This is a genomic window from Mesorhizobium sp. M7A.F.Ce.TU.012.03.2.1 (genome assembly GCF_004006095.1).
Taxonomy (GTDB): Bacteria; Pseudomonadota; Alphaproteobacteria; order Rhizobiales; family Rhizobiaceae; genus Mesorhizobium.
In genome coordinates this window covers 417,395-436,276 of record NZ_CP034779.1, presented here as the reverse complement: position 1 = coordinate 436,276, position 18,882 = coordinate 417,395, and the positions used below count along the sequence as shown (strand labels likewise).

Genomic DNA, 18,882 nt, shown 5'->3' with positions numbered 1-18,882 from the left:
CCAGGCCGAGGCTGGCGAAAGCGAGCTGGGAACATTGTTTCCCGCCGATGCGTTCATGATCTTGCAAGGGACGATTTCTTCTGGAGGCTGAACATGCGCAGCTTCGAAATCATCGATCTGCTTTACGTGATCGAGGCCTGCAAGCACGATCGATCGGTCGGGAATTTCGTTTCCATGGCTGAAGGCGTGGAAGAATTGCGGGTGTTGACCGGCGATTTCGTTTCATCGGATGACGTGGCGGCAAACGCCCTCGCAACGGTGGCGCTTGCGCGAGGCTGCTCGGTTGTGTTCGACGAACAGGCAGGCGCTGAAATGGTTCTGACGCCTTAGACTGGAGCGGGTAGAGGGAATCGAACCCTCGCGTTCAGCTTGGGAAGCTGACAAGCTACCATTACATCATACCCGCGTGCGCCCTCGTTACCATGAGGGTTAGCCTTCGGGCAATCGCAAAGCGGTCTGTTCGCACGACGGTCGTGCTGCGGATCACGGCGCGCCCGCGGCCGTGATTTGCCGTTTTGCCTCCGCGACCTCATTGCTGGTGGCGAAGCTTGGCCAGTATTTCGAGATGGCCAGCGTCGCGCCGGCGGAAGAGAAGTGGCCATAGTCGAAGTAGAGAAATTCATTGGTCGTGGCATCGGCGTATGAACAACCGGCCGAGTCGCACAGATACGTCAGCGGATCTATGAAATCGGCCCCTTTGGTGAACGGCAGAACCCGGGCGTTGATGTCCGGATCCATAGCCATCGGCCAGGATGTGGTTCCGGCATGCTCCCGTCTCACCAAGAAAGCGATCTTCTGGACGTCGGCGATGAATTCCGGAGACTGGCCGACGGTATAGACCTTGACCCCCATCTCGCGAAGCCGATCGATCGTCTTCTGCAGGCCGTCGAAGCCCCTGGCCTGGTAGTCGGTCCATCGGCCGCTCAGGATCACCGCCTGGATGTTGGCGTCGCGAATGATCGACAAGGCCCGTTCGTTGAAGCGGGTGCAGGCGGGCCGAGCATAGGAAAAATAGGTCAGGTCGGGCGGACAGCCGGCATAGGTGTATTGGATGACATTGGCCTGGATTTTCTGGGCGTTGGGCTCAAGTCCCGGAACATAGTGGGCAGCGAAAGAATCGCCCCACAGCAGCACATTGGTGGCAAAGCCCGTTGTACGGGTGCAGTTGGCAAGGTTCCAGTCTTCGATGCGGGTCCCGTTTTCGTTGAAACAGATGCCGTTGCGCCAGTCGCCGACCCGGATACGTTCTGTCGAGAAATCCGGAAACCGTTGCGGGAAACCGTTGCCCAGTGCGCCGGCCAAACCACCGGCGCACAGCAGCACGATTGCCGTCGCCGAAAAGGCGAAGATGGGCAGCGGGGCGGTATAGGCTCGTTTGTGGCGGAAGGGTTGCTCGACGTATTTCCAGGAGAATGCCGCCAAGGCGAAACTGGCAACCGTCATCGCGATAATCGTTGGCACACCGACAGTCTTCAGGGAGAGATAATGGACGAAGGAGTTGATTGGCCAGTGGACGAGGTAAAGCGAATAGGAAATGAGGCCGACCCAGACCAGCGGCGCCAACCGAAGCACGCGAGTGGCGACAGGTGCCGGCCTGTCGGCGCTATCCTGGCCAGCATAGATCAGCAGAGCTGTTCCGATGCAGGGGAATAGGGCATTGTAGCCGGGAAACGGATCGCTGTCCGAAATCATCACAAAGCCAAATGCAATGAGGGCAAAGCCGGCGAGGCCGATCAGGTCCGCCGCCAGCCGACTGGCTAGGACCGGAGGCTTCCGCAACATCAGCATGGCGCCCAGCGCCAGCTCCCATATGCGCGTCGGCAAGAGATAGAACCCTGCCGTCGGTGCCAGCGAGGTTGCTATGACTGCCAGGGCAAAGCTGCCGATGGCCATCGGCAGAAGTACCGTCAGCCAGCGCTTCGAGACGTATCGGTAGATCAGATAAAGGAGGATCGGCGCGAAGATATAATACTGCTCTTCCACCGAAAGCGACCATGTGTGCAGGAGCGGCCGCAGTTCGGCGTCGATGGAGAAATAGTTCGTCGTTTTCCAGAAATAGATGTTCGACCAGAAGGTCGAGGCGGCGATCACGCTGAGGCTGAATTCGTGGAGATCCGAAGGCAGAAGGATGAACCAGGCGGCAATGCTCGCGAGCAGGATGACGAAGGTCAGCGCCGGCAGGATGCGCCGTGCGCGGCGCCAGTAGAAGCGGCCGATCGAGAATTGGCCCCGCTCAAGATCATCGAGCAGGCTGCCGCTGATCAGATAGCCCGATATGACGAAGAAGATGTCGACACCGGTGAAGCCGCCGGGAATGGCAGACACGCCGAAATGGAAGAGCACGACAGGCAGCACCGCAACGGCCCGCAGACCGTCGATGTCGCGCCGGTAGTTCATCCGGCCGGCCCGCGCGCGACCACAAGGATCCGTGCGGCCGCACCCGACACGCTCATGCGGCGATGTCGTCGATCGTGCTGAAAATCCCGGCTCGTCGATCTCACAGGCTTACCCTCAGGCAGCAATTTTGCTGCGCTGCAACATGGGTGTCAAGGCATATATTGCTGTCGCGAAATTCGCCAGGAACGCACCGGGATCAGGCGCCGGGCAGATAGATTACCGCGTAGTCGTCCGAATAGGCCCGTTTCCAGCCCAACTGGTCGAAGAAGGGAATGCGGCTGTCGTCGGCCGATAGCAGCGCCCAATCTATTGCGTATTTCTTCAGGCGGGCTTCGAGGAGCGGCTTGCCGTCGCCGCGTCCGGTGTCGTTATCGCTCTTTGTGAAACCGCCGAGGAACAGCTGGTCCGTCCGTCCGTCGATATAGGTCTTGAACCCGTGGAAAATCAGCGTGCCGCCGAAATTGTAGGAATTCAGCACGTTGCCGGATAGATGATGGCTTTGCGCGAATGCCAGCGCCCCGCTGGCCGATGTCTTCGGACTTGGCGCTACCTGATAGACGCTGCCGAGCACAGCGACCCCGCCAATCAGCAGAACGGCTGCCGTGCCGCAGATGGCGTAGAACCGTCTGGCTAAGAATCTCTCCAGCCCGTCGCGCTTTTCGGCCAGCCATGCGGTAGCTGAAAGCGAGGGATATTGCTGTGCGACCTCGGCCGCCATCACCAGCGGAATCAGCAGGAAGAACAGATACATGAAGCGCACATGGGCGAGATAGACATGCAAGGTGAAGACGACGAACAACGCCTTGGCCCAGCCAATTCGCAATCGGGACACCAATAGCCCGAAAAGCGCCAGCAGCATCACCGCTTCCTGGACGGGACTGTCCGGCGGATTGAACGGTTTCCATTCCATGATCAGCGACACTGCCTCATTGCCGTAAGCCACGGCGAGCGTCGCCAGGATGGCCTGGACGCCGTACGGGTGGAACAGGCTGACCAGCGGGCAAAGCAGGCCGAACGCGATCCACTTCGCCAGCAGGGCCGGTTTTGACAGGCCCGTGCGCGCCAGCAGATCGAGACCGGCGAAAGCCGCGATGACGAAGCTCAAGGTGAAGGTGGCGTGCAGGTTCGCCCATAATACGACCAGCACAAGCAGCCACCAGGGCGGCGCCCGTTCTTCCCTTGCCGCATCGAAGAGCACCGCCGTCCAGATGACGATGATCGGGAAGGTGAAGACATGCGGACGCGCCGTGAAGATCGGGTTGATCAGGAACACCGCCGCGAAGGCCAGTGTAATCGCCAGGATCGGTTTCAGCCATGCGCTGAGAAACCACCCCATGAGGAAAACCGTCAGGGAGATCGAGGCGATGATCGCGGTGACGACCCCGTTCCAGCCGCCCGCCCGGTAGGCAAGAGCCAGCAGGACCTGCCCCAGCCATTCCTTGGCAATCCAGGGCTGGCCGGCAAACGTGTAGGAGTAAGGATCGACCGTCGGAAATGTCCGGTTTGTCAGGAAATCGAGACCGACTTTCACTTGCCACCAGCTGTCGGGATCCTGCAGGGTGGCGCCTGCCTGGGCAGCCAACGCACCCGCCATCGCCAAGGCCGCGAGCAGGCAGAAGATCAGCCTGTTCCGCTCGTTGTATGTCGCGGCCGCCACACTGGCCTGAGCGTCGTTCATGATGCGCCGCCTCTGATCGGTTCCGGTGACAGTTGGGTTCAAGGTGTTGGACTGGCGGGCTGCCGCCGAGGCTTGTCGGCCACCCGAACTGTGCGGTCGGTGCTATCGTCCCCACGTCCCACAAACACGAAGCGGGCCGAGCCAAGGTAGAAAACCACCGAATAGACGCAGATTCCCGCGAGGTGGACCAGCGGGTTTTCGACGATGCCTGCCGAACGGGCGGCGATCACGACGGCCAGATTGATGCTGTAGGCGACCAGAAAGACACCCCCGTAGCGCAGCGCGGTTCCGGGCTGGAAGCCATCGGCTCTGCTGAAGGTCCATTGGCGGTTGAGGAAGAAGCCGAGGACAAGGCCGGCGGCATAACCCGTGGCGTTGGCAAGGATGTCGCCCAGACCAAGCGCAAGCCCGGCCAGGATGACCGCGTATCCCAGCGCCGTGTTCAACAGACCGACGGCGCCAAATCGCAGCATCCTCGGGAAGTCAAACGGCAGGCTTGACCACATGCGCAAAATATTGGGCTCCGACAGGTACCTTGGTGAGGAAGCGCTCGAACGGCCTCAGTCTCGCAAGCATCCGAGGAAAGAAAATCCGGTAGACGATCCTCGTATTGGCAAGGCCCGCCTCGGCCATGCGCCTGCGCATCTCGTGCGAATTTAACAAAACCGCGTTTTCGTCGAAGGCACAGTTTCTCACCGCGTGCGTGGTCAGCGGGTTCCAGGGATTGTGTTCGAAGACGAAGAAGCTGCCGCCATCGGCCAGCACCCTGCCGATCTCGGCGAACAGTCCGATCTGCAGGTCCTCGGGAATATGGTGGAAGACGCAGGCCGCGAAGGCCAGGTCGAAGCTGCCGTCGGCAAAAGGAATTGTCTTGCCGTCGAAATGCGTGAAGGCGGCCTGGCCGGGAAAGCGCTTGCTGGCGATGTCGAGCGATTCCCGCGAAGGATCGAGCAAGGTGATCTCCGCGTCGGGAAACGCGTTGCGCATATGGCCTAGCGAATTGCCGACGCCGGCGCCGAAATCCAGTATTCGTCGCGGTTTGACACCGGCCCGCCGCAGCGTCGCGGCGACGTCGTCGATCTTGTACCTGGCGAAGAAATCCGGGTTTTCGCCGCTCAGCCTTATGCTTGCGGCATGCTGCTCCTGATATTCCCGCGCAAACCGGTCGAACTCCGCCTCAAGCACGTGCGGCCCTCTTTGCCATCTCCTGCAGGCGATGGACCGGCAATTCGCCGTCCTCCACTGCCTGGCTGCGCGAAACGATCTCGTTGACGAAGTAGAGCGGCCGCCGCTTTGTCTCCATGTACATGCGCCCGAGATACTCGCCGAAGATTCCGAGCACCATAAGCTGGACGCTGCCGAGGATCAGCACGATCGCGGCAAGGCTGGTCCAGCCGGGCAACACGTTTCCGACCGACCATTCGAGAAGCGTGTAGCCGAGCACGACCAGCCCCAGAAGCCCGAACATCATTCCGAGCAGCGAGGCGAACCGCAACGGCACGATGGAGAAGCTGGTCATCGCGTCGACCGCCAGAAGAACCATTTTCTTCAGCGGATAGTGGGTGGTGCCGGCAAAGCGGCGGTGCCGCTCATAGGGGAAAGCCACCTGTTTCAGCCCGATCCAGCTCACCATGCCGCGAATGAACCTGTAACGCTCTGGCATCGCGTTCAGATGGTCGAGCGCGCGACGGTTCATCAGCCGGAAATCTCCGGTATTGGGGGCTATGTCGACGTCGACCATCCGGCGCAGCAAGCGATAGAACATGGACGCGGAGGCGAGCTTGAACCAGCTTTCGCCATCGCGCGTCAGCCTCTGGCCGTAGACCACATCGAAGCCTTCGTTCATCTTCGTCATCATCGCGCCGAGCAGTTCAGGCGGATCCTGCAGGTCGGCATCGAGAATGAGAATGCGCTGGCCGCGACAGAATTCGAGCCCGGCGCTCAACGCGATCTGGTGGCCGTAATTGCGGGCAAGGTCGATGGCGACGACATGGTCGTCCTTTTCAGCCAGCTGGAGAATGGCTTCGCGCGTACCGTCGGTCGCGCCATCGATGACAAGGACGATCTCGTAGGAAGGGCCTTGTTCAAGGCATGCGGCCGTTACCCGCCGATGCAGTTCGGCCACGCCATCCAGCTCGTTGTAGCATGGGATGACCACCGACAGCATGACGCCGCGTCGCGCGGTGTTTCTCTCCGTCTCCACCAAAGCCTTGCTCCCGCTATCCGATTGGGAATAGCGGCAATTGGTTAGAAAACAGATAAGCCAGCGGGATCGCTGCGGCAGTAGCCGGCAGTCTGCCATGCGCCTGGGCTCGGCTTGCGGCCACACTATGCTCGGTGTCTCGCTACCCCGCAGAACTCCCGGCTTGAAGCGGACAAGCCAAGTGCGTATGTCTGGCTGACGCCCTCTAGCCAGGGTACCTCAATCTGGAGACGGGCCTTGTCCGCATTGACGCGCTTTCTTGGCGACTCGCCGCTTAAGGTGATCCTGAAACTGCTGGTGGTGTCTTTCCTCGTCGGCCTGGTCATGAACGCCTTCGGCTGGTCGCCGATGGATGTGCTCTACGGCATCCGCAAATTCTTCATGGACCTGTGGAATCTCGGCTTCCACGCCATCGACCGTTTCCTCGGCTATATCCTGCTGGGCGCGGCTATCGTCGTGCCGGCGTTCATCCTGTTGAGGCTCGCCAACTACCGGAAGTAGAGCATGATCCGAACCGAAGGTCCGCGTCAGCGAACCCTGGCACCCGGTTTTTTGGACAAGATCGTGCTATCGGGCGTGGCCCGAGGCCACCTCGAACAGGATGGCGTGGCGCGCGGCAAGCGTGGGCACGTCAGTCGAATAGCCACCCCCGATGACGCCGCAGACCGGAACGCCCCACGTGCGAAAGTGGCTGATCACCATGTCGTCGCGGGCGCGCAGGCCGTCATCCGATAGCGACAGCCTGCCAAGCCGGTCCTCGGCATGGACGTCGACGCCGGCATTGTAGAACACGATGTCCCAATGGGCTTGGGCGGAGAGCTCCGGCAGGATGGCGGCGAGCCTCTTCATGTAAGCGGCGTCACCCGTGCCGTCGGGCAGCGCGACATCGAGGTCGGAGGCGATCTTGCGCACGGGGTAGTTGCGGTCGCCATGCATGGAAAAGGTGAACACGCGCGGATCATCAGCGAGAATATCCGCCGTGCCGTCACCCTGATGCACGTCAAGGTCGACGATCAGGATGTTTTGTGCCGCGCCTTCGGCGAGCAGGACCAGCGCGGCGACGGCGACATCGTTGAAGGTGCAGAAGCCCGCTCCTTGCGCGCGCCGCGCATGATGGCTGCCGCCGGCGGTGTTGCAGGCAATGCCGTGGCGCAAGGCCAGCCGCGCCGCCAGCACGGTGCCGCCGGTGGCAAGCTGCGCGCGCAGCGAGACGCGGGGTCCGATCGGAAAACCGATCTCGCGCTCGATCTTCTCGGGCACGCGGCAGTTGACGACTTGGTCGACATAGTCCGCCGTATGGGCAAGCTCCAGCCATGACGCCGGTGCCGGTTCGGCGGTGCTGAGCGCGTTGGGGCCTGCGAGGCCGCGTGTACGCAGCGCCCCCATCAGCAAGGGATATTTGCTCATCGGAAAGCGATGGTTGACGGCGAAGCCGGCGTCGTAGTCGGGATGATGGACGATCTGCAGGGGCATGAACTGGATCCGGCGGCTCGCGCCAGGCCGGGGATTTCGGTTGGCCGTCACGGGAAGAGTGATTGCGCGGTGGCTGGAAAATGGGGCACATCGGCAGTTCGATCAAGCCGCAATCAGCAAGGCAGCAATCCTTGGACCAGGGTGCAACCCCAGCCGACGCCAGATCCCCAATCAACCCCGGATCATTTGTCGTCACCAATCGTTCCGTGCTCGCCATCGCCGTGCCGATGACGCTTGCCTATCTGACGACGCCGATGCTCGGCCTGGTCGACACGGCTGTCATCGGCCAGTTCGGCGATGCCGCCTTGCTTGGCGGCTTGGCGGCCGGCGCATTGATCTTCGACGTCGTCTTCACCTCTTTCAATTTCCTGCGCTCGGGCACCACCGGGCTCGTCGCACAGGCGTTTGGGCGCGGCGATGCCCTGGAGGAACAGGCGGTGTTCTGGCGCGCCGTGCTGATCGCGGTCGTCGCCGGCATCGTGCTCGCTGCCCTTGCGCCGCTGGTCGCCATCGCCGGGCAAAAGTTCATGGGCGCCGAACCGCGCGTCAGCGAGGCGATGGGCGTCTACATCAGGATCAGGCTGCTCGCGGCGCCGTTCTCGCTGATCAACTACGCCATCCTCGGCTATGTGCTGGGGCGCGGCGAGGGCGGGCTTGGGCTGATGCTGCAATTGGTGCTGAACGGCATCAACATCGCGCTCTGCTTCCTGCTTGGGTTGGAACTTGGCTGGGGTGTCGCCGGCGTGGCCTGGGCGACCGTCACCGGTGAGTTCCTGGCCATGCTGCTCGGCCTGGCGATCGTGATCCGCCGGTTCCGGGCCGCCCCATCCTTGCCGCGCCACCGCCTGCTCGACATGGCCGCCTTCCTGCGCATGATGTCGCTCAACCGCGACATCATGATCCGCTCGTTCTCGCTGCTCGCCGCCTTCGCATTGTTCACCCGCCAGGGCGCGCAGTTCGGCACGGTGACGCTGGCCGCCAACGCCGTGCTGATGAACTTCTTCCTCGTCGCCGGCTATTTCCTCGACGGCTTTGCCACCGCCGCCGAACAGCTGGCGGGCCGTGCCGTCGGCGCACGTGCCGCCGCACCGTTCCGCCAGGCCGTGCGGCTGACGCTGTTTTGGGGTTTCGGACTGGCGGGAGCCGCGACGCTGGTAATGCTGTCTGGTGGCGCCAATCTGGTCGCTCTCGTGACGATATCGGAGGAAGTCCGTTCGGTGGCCGACATCTACCTGCCATGGGCGGCATTCACGGCGCTGAGCGGTGTGCTGGCGTTCCAGATGGATGGCGTCTTCATCGGCGCGACCTGGTCCCGCGACATGCGCAACATGATGCTGCTGTCGTTCCTGGTTTTCGCGGCCGCGCTGCTGACCCTTGCGCCCGCCTTCGGCAACAATGGACTGTGGGCGGCGCTGCACGTCTTCCTGCTGGTGCGAGGCTTCAGCCTGCTGACGATCCTGCGGCTCAGGGTGCGGACGGCGTTTTAGACGGTGCCCCGGAAGGCCCTGCGCCGTCCAGGCACCGAACGGCACCTGTTCGCGATAGGAACTTTTTCTTGACTCGGTGACCTCAGCTATGGTACATTTTTGGCCATGGTGCTGATTTGCGCCAGTGGCCCGCCGCACAGGCGGGTTTTTCGTTTGATGCTCCGTCAGCCAATGCGCCGGCGAGGCTCCGAAGCAACCCGTTAAACCGAGTTCGTTGCCCTGCTGTGCGGTCGGATGCACTTGCACTTTCAGTCGATTTCCAACAGACTTGATGCACCAATTGTTCCAGGGCGAGCTTATGCGAAGCTACCTGCCATATGTCTTGGGCGCGGCGCTGGGATTGCTCGCTGCGTTCATTCTCTCCGCGGTTTCTGGCATCGGCGGCACCGCGCAGTTGCTTCTCTTCGGCGTGTTGCCTGCCATCGGCGGCGCCATTTGCGAGCGGGCCGTCAGTCGCAATCTACGCTCCTGAGAGCAGGCTCAGAGTTGCCTGGACGCCCAGAAGTCGAGGCGGCTGTCGCGCAACTCGCAAATCGACTTCAGCCGTTCCTTTTCGACGAAACGGACCATTCCGGAAAGAATACGGCCTGGCAGTGAAGGCCCGGCATAAATCATGCCGGTGTAGAGCTGGACCAGATCAGCACCCGCACGGACCTTGTCCAGCGCCGTATCGGCGGAATCGACGCCGCCGACGCCGATGATGGCGCGGTCCGGTCCGAGCAGCTTGCGCATCTTCGCCAGCACGATGGTCGAACGCTCGAACAGCGGCTTGCCGGAGAGTCCCCCGGTCTCGCGCGCGGTGTCGCTACTGCGCAACGGCGGTCGGGAGATGGTGGTGTTGGAGACGATGACGCCGTCCACCTGCTTTTCGGTGACCTCGGCGGCGATGTCCTCCAGCTCTGCCTCGACCAGATCCGGCGCGATCTTCAGGAACACTGGCGGCTGCGCCGTTGCCGTGGCGCGCGCGGCCATGACCCGCGACAAGAGCTCGCCAAGCTGCTCGCGCGCCTGCATGTTGCGCAGGCCCGGCGTGTTGGGCGAGGAGATGTTGACGGTGAGATAGCTGGCGTATTGCGCAAACCGGGCGACACCGCGCTCATAGTCGCCGATGCGGTCGCTGCTGTCCTTGTTGGCGCCGATGTTGACGCCGACGATGCCGGAGCGGCCCTTACGTGCGGCAAGGCGCTTTTCGGCCGCTGCATGGCCTTCATTGTTGAAGCCCAATCGGTTGATCACCGCATCGTCGGCAGTCAGCCGGAAGATACGCGGCTTCGGATTGCCGGCCTGCGGCAACGGCGTGATGGTACCGACCTCGGCGAAGCCAAAGCCCAGGCCAAGCAACGCGTCCGGAACCTCGGCGTTCTTGTCATAGCCGGCCGCCATGCCGAGCGGATTGGGGAAATCGAGGCCGCAGACGCTGACCTTCAGCCTGTCGTCGCGGACCGCCGGTGCACCAACCGGAACGCCGCATCGCAAGGCGGCGATTGACAGGCCATGCGCCGTTTCCGGATCGAAGGCGAACAGCAGCTTCTGGCCGAGCCGGTCGAGCACGCTCATTGCCCCTCCAGTGCCGGGAACTGGTGCACACCATCGGCGCCAAGCGGCAGTGGCCGGACCCACAGCACTGCTTTCAGGTCCAGCACGCCATACAGATGCGGAAACAGCGCGCCGCCGCGCGAGACCTCGTATCTCAGCGCAGCGCCCAGGCTGGCGCCGTCGATGGCGACCAGCAGAAGGTCCGTCTGGCCGGCAAAGTGCTTTGCCGCCGTTTCCCTGACCTGTGCTGCCGTTGAGAAATGGATGAAGCCATCGGCGACATCGATCGGCGCGCCGGTGAAGCGACCATGCGTTTCGGCCTCGCGCCAAGGCGCTTGCGGGGTTATCTTGTAGATAATCTGAGACATGGTTGCGCTATAGTCCGAACCAGCCATTCGGGAAAGGCCATGCCAAGGGTCTTCCCCATTTCCGGCGCAAACATGCGATATCTGAGGCCTTGGCCATGGAGGACAACATGCGTCTGCAGCACATCTTGATCCCCGCCGCGCTCGTTTCGCTGGTCGCGGCTTCAGCTTATTCGGAAGAGACCGACCGCTACCGCCTGGAAAAGTCCGATAGCGGCTTTGTCCGTATCGATACGCAGACCGGCGCCATGTCGATTTGCGAGGAACGTTCGGGCCAGCTCGTCTGCAAGATGGCGGCCGACGAACGCGCTGCTTTCCAGGACGAGGTCGACCGCCTGCAAACCTCGATGAAGGCGATGGACGAGCGCGTCACCAAGCTCGAGAATTCGCTCTCCGCCCGCCTCGAATCGAAACTGCCGAGCGAGGAGGATTTCAACAAGACCATGAGCTACATGGAGCGCTTCCTGCGCGGCTTCATGGGCATCGTCAAGGATATGGACAAGGACGACGGCGCCCAGAAGACCTGAGCGCTTCAACCAGGGGAGGCGGCGCGCTGGCTTTGCCGCTTGAAAACAGCGCGCAGCCCCTCATAATCGTCCAATTGAACCCGAAAAGCCAAAAATCATCGGGGATTTGGGGAGGGACATTTGCCGGCAGGCTATTCTTTCGTCATCGCCGACGATCACCCGCTGTTTCGCGGTGCGCTGCGCGAAGCGCTCGCCGGCATCGGCAACGTCGCCGCCATCCATGAAGCCGGCGATTTCGAGAGCGCCAAGGCGCTGGTCGTGGCCAACGAGGACGTCGATCTGGTGCTGCTCGACCTGTCGATGCCGGGCGCCAGCGGCCTGTCCGGCCTGGTCTCGCTGCGCGGCATCCATCCGGCGGTGCCGCTGGTCGTGGTGTCGGCGCATGACGATCCGGCGACCATCAGGCGGGCGCTCGATCTCGGCGCTTCCGGCTTTATCTCCAAGTCGGCCAGCATGGAGGAGATCCGCAGCGCGGTGCAATCGGTGCTTGCCGGCGACATCGCAGCACCAGCCGGCGTCGATCTCGGCATCGAGCGCGATCCCGAAATATCGGACCTCATCAAGCGGCTGCAGGCTCTGACGCCGCAGCAGACACGGGTGCTGGGCATGCTGGCCGAGGGCCTGCTCAACAAGCAGATCGCCTATGAACTCGGTGTATCGGAGGCTACCATCAAGGCGCATGTCTCCGCCATTCTGCAGAAGCTCGGCGTCGACAGCCGCACGCAGGCGGTGATCCTGCTGTCCAAGATCGGCAGCGATCCGCTGCAGCCGGCGGGTTGATCGCCAGGGCGCCTGTTCAATCAGAATAGTGTTCAATCAGAGCACTGAACCTCCGTCCGCCGCACCGGCCGGCCGTTGAAGCTTGCGAAACTGATGGCGGCCATGATCCAGACGCCGATCCCGCCATAGAGCATGACCCAGCCAAAGCCGTTGCGTAGCGCATCCTGGGCGACGGTCCCGGCGAGCCCGGAGATGGGGTTTCCAGCAGCGATAGCTTCGGCGAGAAGACGCAATTGGGCAGTGTCGAGGTCGGGCAGCGCATGCCCCAGATGCGCCAGCACACCGCTGGCCAGGATGAAGCCCATCACCGCGATGTTCAACGCCAATGAAACCATGCGCGCGCTCATGTCGATGCCGGAGGCCATGCCGGCGCGATCGCTCGAAACGGAACCCGTCGTCGTGTTGGTGACAGGTGTGTTGGTTATTCCCAGACCCATCCCCGCGATCAGGCAGCCGGGCAGCATCGTCAGCCAGTCCGGTTGCGCGGCGGCGCTGCCGAATTTCATCAGGATGAACCCGACGCCGATGATGACGAGGCCCGCCGGAATGATGATGCCGGGCCGATAACGCAGCGAAAAGCGCTCTGCCAACGGCGGCAGCACAAGCGTCGGCAGCGTGTAGGCAAGCAGGGCAAGGCCGGTGGAGACGGTGTCATAGCCGAGCCCGGCGTGGAACCAGATCGGCAGGTAGATCATGAAAGGCCAATAGCTGAGGTTCATCGCGGCAGAGCCGACGATGGCGCCCGAAAAGGGCCGGATCCGGAAGACCGAGAAATCGAACATCGGCCGCTGGCTGACCTTCTCGGCAATGAGGAAGGCGATGAAGCTCACTATCGAGATACCGAGGATCGCCAGCGCGGCAGGGCTGGAGAAACCCAGATCCGGCCCCTGGATGATGTAGAAAACGAGGCAGAAAACCGACGGCGACAGCGTCAGGATGCCTGCTACGTCGAGCTTGCCCGCCTGTGGATCCTTCGATTCGTGGACGCCCATCAGAGCGAGGGCGAACGCCAGCGCCGCAACCGGCACGTGGACAAGAAACACCCATTGCCAGCTCGAGACCGCGACGATGCCGCCGCCGATGATGGGGCCGAAGCCGAGGCCGGTGCCGAAGATGACGCCCCACCAGCCCCATGCGACGGCGCGTTCGCGCCCTTCCCGGAATTCATGCGACAGCACGGCAAGCTGGCAGATCAGCATCGCACCGCCGCTCAGGCCCTGCAGAAACCGGGCGACGATGAGCGTGGAGACGCTTTCGGCGACGCCGCAGATCAGGGATGTCAGGCCGAAGGCGGCGATGGCGACCAGAAAGACACGCTTGCGCCCGTAACGATCGGCGATCGTGCCGACCGCCATCAGCACCGTCGTGACCGCGATCGTATAGGCGTTCATCACCCATTGCAGTTGCTTGAAGTCGGCGTGCAGCACCTGCTCCAGTGTCGGCAGGATCGCGGGAACGCTTGAAATCTCCAGGCCGAACATCAGGCACGCCAGGCAGGCGGCAAACAGAACAATGATGCCTCGGCGGGTCACTACAGTGGGCATGGTTCAACCTCGTATTGTCGGCAGTCGGCGAATCCATTGCAGCTCGCCCGGTGCGCGTATGCCCCAGGGTAGGCGAGGCTTGATCATATTAGAATTGCATGGTTGGCTATTTCAGAGACAACAAGTGCGGATAGCTGACATGACGCTGGACGTAGACGCTGTGAAAACATTCGTCGCCATCGCCGATCTTCAGAGCTTTACGCGTGCGGCAGAGGCTCTTGGCAGCACGCAAGGGGCAATCAGCGTGAAGCTGAAGCGGCTGGAAGAGCGCGTCGGCAAGAAATTGATCGAGCGCACGCCTCGGCTGGTGCGCTTGTCGGCGCAGGGCGCGGTGTTTCTCCAGCCCGCGCGCGATTTCCTTGCCGCGCACGACCGCGCCATTGCCAGCCTGTCTTCGGTGCGCCGTCGCTTCACGCTGGGCATCGCCACCCATGTCGGAGGCGCGGAAGTCCCGACATTGCTGGCGCGGCTCAATGCGCATGACCCGGCGCTCACCATCGAAGTGCGGCTCGATGATTCGCGCGACCTGCTGGACGCTTTCGATCGCGGTGAGATCGACGCGGCGATCATCCGCCGGGAGGATGACCGGCGCGATGGTGAGGTGCTGGCGCCCGAACATTTCGGCTGGTACGCCGCGCCCGGCTTCGTCCACCGGGCCGACGAGCCGCTGCGCCTGGCGGCATCCTCGCCATCCTGCGGTATTCGTAACATCACCACCCGCGCGCTCGACGCTGTCGGAATACCGTGGACGGAGGTGTTCCTCGGCTGCGGCTCCTTCGCCGTTGCCGAGGCCGTCTCGGCCGGCCTCGCAGCCTCGGTATTTTCCTGCCGGCTTGCCCCGTCCGGCACCATCGAGGTCAGCCGGAAATTCGGGCTGCCGGCGCTGCCGCCTTCCGAGATCGTGCTGCTTTCGACGCTGACGGACGCCAAGTCCCGCGAGGCGCTGAGGACGCTTGCAATGGCCTTTCGCGAGCATCGTCCGCCTGTGGCGGGCAATGCCGGACGGCCCCGGTTCCGCAGTTCCCAGATGGTCGACGGCCCGGCCTAGAGCAATTCTTGGAAAAGTGTGAAGCGGTTTTCCGTCTAGAATTGCGTTAAAACAAAGAGTTAGAGCAGATCGCCGTTTCCGTGAAACGGTGAAATGCTCTAGGACTCCAACCTCGGACACCAGGGCTGAGACCGGGCGCCTTTGATGCTATTCGGCCGCCGGTGCCAGTGGCCTGACCCTGGCCATCATCGAGCGCAATACCGCTGGTTTGAGCGGTTTGTTGATCACCGCAATCTCGAGCCCGCCGGCGGCCGTGCGCACCTCATTGGAGCGGTCTGCGGTGACCAGCACGGCCGGCAGGGTGTCACCATGGAGCGCGCGCAGCCTGACGATGATATCGAGACCGGTTTCGCCGTCGAGATGGTAGTCGGCAAGGACGATGTCCGGGCGGTGTGTCACCACGCTTTCCAGATCCTTTGAACCGGACACGGTGTCGACGTTGCAACCCCAGCCTTCGAGCAGGAGTCGCATGCCCTCTAGGATGCGGGCGTCGTTGTCGATGCACAGCACGTGCAGCCCGGCCAGCGAAGCCGTCGCGCGGGCAGGAACCCTGGCGTCGATCTCGCGTCGCGGTTCCTGCACAGCCGCCACGGGCAGGATGACGGAGAAGCGCGTGCCCTTGCCCGGATTGGAAAAGATCCGGATTTCCAGGCGCAACACCCGGGCGATGCGGTCGACGATGGAGAGGCCGAGGCCGAGGCCCTCGGCCTCGCGCACGCCTTCGTCGAGCCGGGTGAATTCGTGAAAGACGGTGTTCAGCTTGTCGCCGGCGATGCCGATGCCGGTGTCGATCACCTGGATCTCGGCCAGTTCGCCGCGCCGCCTGACGCCAACCAGCACACGGCCGTGGCGCGTGTATTTGATGGCGTTGGAGACGAGGTTCTGGATCAGGCGCCGCAACAAATTGCGATCCGTCGTCACGGTTAGCGACGACGGCATGATCGTCAGCTCGAGCTTCTTCTCGGCGGCCAGCGGTCGGAAGTCGTTGCCGATCTGGCGCAGCAATCCGTCGAGGTTGAAGGCGGTATCGTCCGGCTTCATCGCACCGGCGTCTAGGCGGGAAATGTCGAGCACGGCGCCGAGAATGGTCTCGACCGATTCCAGCGAGGATTCGATGTTGACCGCTGCCTTGCCGGCAGGCCCCTTGCCGGCCTTCTCGATCAGCGACGAGCAATAGAGCCGGGCGGCGTTCAGCGGTTGCAGGATGTCGTGGCCGGCAGCGGCAAGGAAGCGCGTCTTGCCGAGATTGGCCTCCTCGGCCAGCATCTGCGCCTGCGCCAGCTCCTCATTGACCCGGGTCAACTCCTCGTTGACCCGGGTCAGTTCGACGGTGCGGGTCTTGACACGCTGCTCCAGCGATTCATTGGCGCGTTTCAGCGCCAGATCCTGCTCGACGCGTCCGGAAATGTCGGCATAGGTGGCGACGATGCCGCCGTCCGGCATCGGGTTGGACCGCAGCTCCAGGATGCGGCCGCTGGTCTTCAGCTCCATCTGCCACGGGCTGACGAAGCTGGTCAGCCGGTTGAGCATGGCCACGCGCTGCTCCGCCGGAATGTCGCCGCGCTCCGAGAGATGGCGCAGGATGCTGTCGAGCGAGACGCCGACCTGGCCCATCTCGTCGGGCAGGTCGAACAGCGCCCGGTACTGGCGGTTCCAGCAGATCAGGCGGAAATCGCGGTCGAAGACGGTGATGCCTTGCTCCATCTGGTCGAGCGCGATCTGCAGCAGGTCGCGGTTGTGCTGCAGCGCCTCGGTGGCGTCGTCGAGCAAGCGGAAGGCGTCCCTGGATTCGCGGTCGTGGCGCCGAAACAGCAGCGACAGGATCAGCCGCGCCGAGGAGGAGCCGACGGCGCTGGCCAGCAACTGCTCGGAAAAGCGGATGACGTCCATACTCGCCTGCTCGTTGCCGTGCAGCGAGGTTCCGTTGGTCTTTTCGAACGACTGGAAGGAGCGCTCGGTGCGCTCGACGCCGAGATAGCGCCCGATCGTGTCCTTGAGGTCGTTGACGGTGATGGCGGTGCGGAAGCGGCGCAGGCTGGGCATCGGGCCGGCATCGCGCGGCACGAAGATCGACGCCTGGATGCGTTCCAGAGGCACCGATGCGCGCGAGAGGGAACCTAGCACAAAGAACACCGCGTTGATCGACAGGCTCCACAACACGCCGTGGTTCAGCGGTTCGGCGGCTGTGCCGAATAGAGCCTGCGGCCGCAACGCCTCGAAGCCGAACAGCCCGTGCACGATGATGCCGGTATCGGGTGCGGCAAGCGATGGAAACAACAGCGTGTAGCCCCAGACGAGGATGCCGGCGACCATGCCAAGTGCTGCACCCCGGCCATTGGCGCCGCGCCAGATCAGCCCGCCGATCAGCGCCGGCGCAAACTGTGCGACTGCCGCGAACGACATCAGGCCGATCGACGACAGCCGCGCGCTGTCGGTGCTCTCGCGATAGTAGAGGAAGGCGATGAACAGCAGGATGAAGATCGCCCCGCGCCGCACATTGAGGATGAGCGTCGACCAGTCTTCGGTCTCGGACGTCGAAGTCTTGAGCAGGCGGCGTACGAACAGCGGAATGACGAGGTCGTTGGAGATCATGATCGACAGCGCCACACTCTCGACGATCACCATCGCTGTCGCCGCCGACAGCCCGCCGATGAAAGCCGCCATCGCCAGCACGTCATGGCCGCTGAACAAGGGCAGCGACAGCACGTAGAGATCGCTGCTGGTCGCGGTGCCGACCAGCGACAGGCCGGCGAAGGCGATGGGCAGCACGAACAGGTTGATCGCCACGAGGTAGAGCGGAAACACCCATGTCGCGGTGCGCAACTCGGCCTCGCCACGGTTCTCGACGATGGTGACGTAGAACTGCCGCGGCAGCATGATGATGGCAAAGCCGCTGAGGCACGTCAGCACCAGCCAGGTGGCGAGCGAGGTGTTGTAGCTCATCGCCTGCCGAACCTGTGCATTCTGGGCGAGCTTGTCGACCATGTCGCCCGGGCCGCCGAAGATCAGGAAGGTGACCATCAGGCCGATCGCCAGGAAGGCGGCGAGCTTGACGACGGTTTCGACGGCCACCGCCAGCACCAGCCCGTCCTGGTGTTCGGTGGCGTCGGCGTGGCGTGTGCCGAACAGCACCGCAAACAGCGCCAGCAACATGGCGACGACCAGCGAGATGTCGCTGACGAAGGGATCGAAGGAGGGCGGCGATCCCGTATAGTGCTCGACCATCAGGCTGACCGAACCGGAGATCGCCTTCAACTGCAGCGCGATATAGGGCACCGCACCGATGGTGGCGATCAGCGTCGCGATCGCCGCGACGGTAAAACTCTTGCCGTAGCGGGCGCCGAGGAAGTCGGCGATCGAGGTGATTTTTTCGGCCTTGGCCAGCCGCACGATGCGGTTGAGCAGCGGAAAGCCGAACACGAACACCAGCACCGGGCCGGTATAGATGCCGAGGAATTCGAGGCCGCGCTCGGAGGAGAGGCCGACCGAACCGAAGAAGGTCCAGGACGTGCAATAGATCGCCAGGCTGAGCGCGTAGATGAAGGGCCGGGCTCGACTCGGCCCTGAAATGGCCGAGCGGCGGTCGCCCAGGCTGGCGATGGCGAACAGCAGCGTCACATAGGCGATCGCGATGATGACGATGAACAAGCCCTGCACGCCGGCAAGATCCTCCCTGTGCCGAATTTCAACCCGGCTTGCCCAGACGCAATCACAGCTTGGCTTCCGAGTCCATCACGGCTTTGGGTGCATGAAGGCCGCGGTTTCCGGGACTGCCGCCGGGTAAGGAGAAACCGGTTGCTTTCTCTTTTTTGCCGATGTTGCAACCGCAGGTTTTTGTTATGTT

Annotated in this window: 17 protein-coding genes and 1 tRNA gene; 7 read left to right on the top strand and 11 right to left on the bottom strand. The window is 62.9% G+C overall.

The window, feature by feature from the left end:
• Positions 1–93 precede the first annotated feature (93 nt).
• Entirely contained in the window at positions 94–330 is a 237-nt protein-coding gene (locus EJ079_RS02090) for a hypothetical protein (RefSeq protein ID WP_023813880.1), read from the top strand.
• Between the two features lie 2 nt (positions 331–332).
• Here the strand turns inward: EJ079_RS02090 and EJ079_RS02085 are convergent.
• The 6 genes from EJ079_RS02085 to EJ079_RS02060 form a co-directional block, all read right to left on the bottom strand.
• Positions 333–406: transfer RNA gene (locus tag EJ079_RS02085), tRNA-Gly, on the bottom strand.
• Between the two features lie 77 nt (positions 407–483).
• Positions 484–2,397 carry an acyltransferase family protein gene (locus EJ079_RS02080; protein WP_127807927.1) on the bottom strand — a complete coding sequence of 638 codons (1,914 nt, stop codon included), beginning with the start codon at positions 2,395–2,397 and terminating at the stop codon, positions 484–486.
• Positions 2,398–2,593: 196 nt separating this feature from the next.
• Positions 2,594–4,075, bottom strand: coding sequence for a hypothetical protein (locus EJ079_RS02075; protein WP_127807926.1), 1,482 nt, complete (start codon positions 4,073–4,075; stop codon positions 2,594–2,596).
• 38 nt (positions 4,076–4,113) lie between these two features.
• Positions 4,114–4,548, bottom strand: coding sequence for a GtrA family protein (locus EJ079_RS02070; protein ID WP_281035562.1), 435 nt, complete (start codon positions 4,546–4,548; stop codon positions 4,114–4,116).
• A 10-nt stretch (positions 4,549–4,558) separates the two neighbouring features.
• The gene (locus EJ079_RS02065) at positions 4,559–5,260 is read right to left on the bottom strand and encodes a class I SAM-dependent methyltransferase (protein WP_127807925.1); all 702 of its coding nucleotides are present in this window, start codon (positions 5,258–5,260) and stop codon (positions 4,559–4,561) included.
• Entirely contained in the window at positions 5,253–6,242 is a 990-nt protein-coding gene (locus EJ079_RS02060; RefSeq protein WP_174800334.1) for a glycosyltransferase family 2 protein, read from the bottom strand. Before EJ079_RS02060 ends, EJ079_RS02065 begins: the two co-directional genes overlap by 8 nt.
• Positions 6,243–6,515: 273 nt before the next feature.
• Between EJ079_RS02060 and EJ079_RS02055 the strand changes: the two genes are divergently transcribed.
• On the top strand, positions 6,516–6,779 hold the full coding sequence (locus tag EJ079_RS02055) for a DUF6460 domain-containing protein (RefSeq protein WP_013533620.1): 264 nt from the start codon (positions 6,516–6,518) through the stop codon (positions 6,777–6,779).
• A gap of 66 nt (positions 6,780–6,845) precedes the next feature.
• Here the strand turns inward: EJ079_RS02055 and EJ079_RS02050 are convergent, their stop codons facing one another.
• Positions 6,846–7,751, bottom strand: coding sequence for a histone deacetylase (locus tag EJ079_RS02050; protein WP_127807924.1), 906 nt, complete (start codon positions 7,749–7,751; stop codon positions 6,846–6,848).
• A gap of 131 nt (positions 7,752–7,882) precedes the next feature.
• Between EJ079_RS02050 and EJ079_RS02045 the strand changes: the two genes are divergently transcribed.
• Positions 7,883–9,238, top strand: a complete 1,356-nt coding sequence (locus tag EJ079_RS02045) for an MATE family efflux transporter (RefSeq protein ID WP_127807923.1) — start codon at positions 7,883–7,885, stop codon at positions 9,236–9,238.
• Between the two features lie 298 nt (positions 9,239–9,536).
• Positions 9,537–9,710: a hypothetical protein gene (locus EJ079_RS33165; RefSeq protein WP_164748943.1), complete on the top strand. Its 174-nt coding sequence runs from the start codon at positions 9,537–9,539 to the stop codon at positions 9,708–9,710.
• 8 nt (positions 9,711–9,718) lie between these two features.
• Here EJ079_RS33165 and EJ079_RS02040 read toward each other — a convergent pair whose 3' ends face one another.
• Together EJ079_RS02040 and EJ079_RS02035 are read right to left on the bottom strand one after the other, a co-directional pair.
• Positions 9,719–10,795, bottom strand: a complete 1,077-nt coding sequence (locus EJ079_RS02040; protein WP_127807922.1) for a quinone-dependent dihydroorotate dehydrogenase — start codon at positions 10,793–10,795, stop codon at positions 9,719–9,721.
• Entirely contained in the window at positions 10,792–11,142 is a 351-nt protein-coding gene (locus EJ079_RS02035) for a DUF952 domain-containing protein (RefSeq protein ID WP_164873710.1), read from the bottom strand. Before EJ079_RS02035 ends, EJ079_RS02040 begins: the two co-directional genes overlap by 4 nt.
• 107 nt (positions 11,143–11,249) lie before the next feature.
• Here EJ079_RS02035 and EJ079_RS02030 point away from each other — a divergent pair, with 107 nt between their 5' ends.
• Positions 11,250–11,666, top strand: coding sequence for a hypothetical protein (locus EJ079_RS02030; protein ID WP_127266720.1), 417 nt, complete (start codon positions 11,250–11,252; stop codon positions 11,664–11,666).
• 120 nt (positions 11,667–11,786) lie between these two features.
• Entirely contained in the window at positions 11,787–12,446 is a 660-nt protein-coding gene (locus EJ079_RS02025) for a response regulator transcription factor (RefSeq protein WP_023813893.1), read from the top strand.
• 32 nt (positions 12,447–12,478) lie between these two features.
• On the opposite strand, the gene EJ079_RS02020 is transcribed toward EJ079_RS02025, so the two are convergent.
• Entirely contained in the window at positions 12,479–13,990 is a 1,512-nt protein-coding gene (locus EJ079_RS02020) for an MFS transporter (RefSeq protein WP_127807920.1), read from the bottom strand.
• A 139-nt stretch (positions 13,991–14,129) separates the two neighbouring features.
• On the opposite strand from EJ079_RS02020, the gene EJ079_RS02015 reads away from it, so the two are divergent.
• Positions 14,130–15,038, top strand: a complete 909-nt coding sequence (locus EJ079_RS02015) for a LysR substrate-binding domain-containing protein (protein ID WP_164873709.1) — start codon at positions 14,130–14,132, stop codon at positions 15,036–15,038.
• Between the two features lie 147 nt (positions 15,039–15,185).
• On the opposite strand, the gene EJ079_RS02010 is transcribed toward EJ079_RS02015, so the two are convergent.
• On the bottom strand, positions 15,186–18,695 hold the full coding sequence (locus EJ079_RS02010) for a PAS domain-containing hybrid sensor histidine kinase/response regulator (RefSeq protein ID WP_127807919.1): 3,510 nt from the start codon (positions 18,693–18,695) through the stop codon (positions 15,186–15,188).
• Positions 18,696–18,882 lie beyond the last annotated feature (187 nt).